The organism is Shewanella sp. 6_MG-2023 (assembly GCF_030547195.1).
Taxonomy (GTDB): Bacteria; Pseudomonadota; Gammaproteobacteria; order Enterobacterales; family Shewanellaceae; genus Shewanella.
In genome coordinates, this window is record NZ_JAUOQU010000070.1 from 1 (window position 1) to 1,626 (window position 1,626).

Here is a 1,626-nt window from a genome sequence, read left to right on the forward strand (position 1 = left end):
CTACTAACCTGAAGCTTAGAAGATTTTCCTGGAAGCATGGCATCAACTACTTCATCACCTTAGTGACTCGTCATCAGCTCTCAGCCTAATGTAAACCCGGATTTGCCTAAGTTTACAGCCTACAACCTTAAACGCGGACTACCAACGCCGCGCTAGCCTAGCCTTCTCCGTCTCTCCATCGCAGTTAGCAGAAGTACGGGAATATTGACCCGTTTCCCATCGACTACGCCTTTCGGCCTCGCCTTAGGGGTCGACTCACCCTGCCCCGATTAACGTTGGACAGGAACCCTTGGTCTTTCGGCGAGGGAGTTTTTCACTCCCTTTATCGTTACTCATGTCAGCATTCGCACTTCTGATACGTCCAGTGTGGGTTACCCCTTCACCTTCAACCGCTTACAGAACGCTCCTCTACCGCTTGCTCATAAGAGCAAACCCATAGCTTCGGTGTATTGCTTAGCCCCGTTAAATCTTCCGCGCAGGCCGACTCGACTAGTGAGCTATTACGCTTTCTTTAAATGATGGCTGCTTCTAAGCCAACATCCTAGCTGTCTAAGCCTTCCCACATCGTTTCCCACTTAGCAATAACTTTGGGACCTTAGCTGATGGTCTGGGTTGTTTCCCTTTTGACGACGGACGTTAGCACCCGCCGTCTGTCTCCCGAGTAGTACTCACTGGTATTCGGAGTTTGCAAAGGGTTGGTAAGTCGGGATGACCCCCTAGCCTTAACAGTGCTCTACCCCCAGTGGTATTCGCTCGAGGCGCTACCTAAATAGCTTTCGAGGAGAACCAGATATCTCCGAGTTTGATTGGCCTTTCACCCCCAGCCACAAGTCATCCGCTAATTTTTCAACATTAGTCGGTTCGGTCCTCCAGTTGATGTTACTCAACCTTCAACCTGCCCATGGCTAGATCACTCGGTTTCGGGTCTACGCCTTGCAACTAAACGCGCAGTTAACACTCGGTTTCCCTACGGCTCCGCTATTCGCTTAACCTCGCTACAAAACGTAAGTCGCTGACCCATTATACAAAAGGTACGCAGTCACGGTCTCAAGAACCGCTCCCACTGCTTGTACGTACACGGTTTCAGGTTCTATTTCACTCCCCTCACAGGGGTTCTTTTCGCCTTTCCCTCACGGTACTGGTTCACTATCGGTCAGTCAGGAGTATTTAGCCTTGGAGGATGGTCCCCCCATATTCAAACAGGATGTCACGTGTCCCGCCTTACTCGTTTTCATCTATGGTTAGTTTTCATGTACGGGACTATCACCCTGTACCGTTGAGCTTTCCAACTCATTCCACTAACACCCCATAGACTTAAGGGCTAATCCCCGTTCGCTCGCCGCTACTAGGGGAATCTCGGTTGATTTCTTTTCCTCTGGGTACTTAGATGTTTCAGTTCCCCAGGTTCGCCTCATAACGCTATGTATTCACGTTATGATGACCACTTATGTGGCCGGGTTTCCCCATTCGGACATCGTTAGCTCAAATGCTTGTTACTAGCTCGCCAACGCTTTTCGCAAGTTACTACGTCCTTCATCGCCTCTGACTGCCAAGGCATCCACCGTATACGCTTAGTCACTTAACCATACAACCCAAATGAGTTTCACAAGGAAACTTAATCGTTGT

At 49.6% G+C, this 1,626-nt stretch carries 1 rRNA gene; it reads right to left on the minus strand.

Annotation, left to right across the window (positions count from 1 at the left end):
• Positions 1–1,585, minus strand: a 23S ribosomal RNA gene (locus Q4533_RS19565); the annotation flags it as partial.
• Positions 1,586–1,626 lie beyond the last annotated feature (41 nt).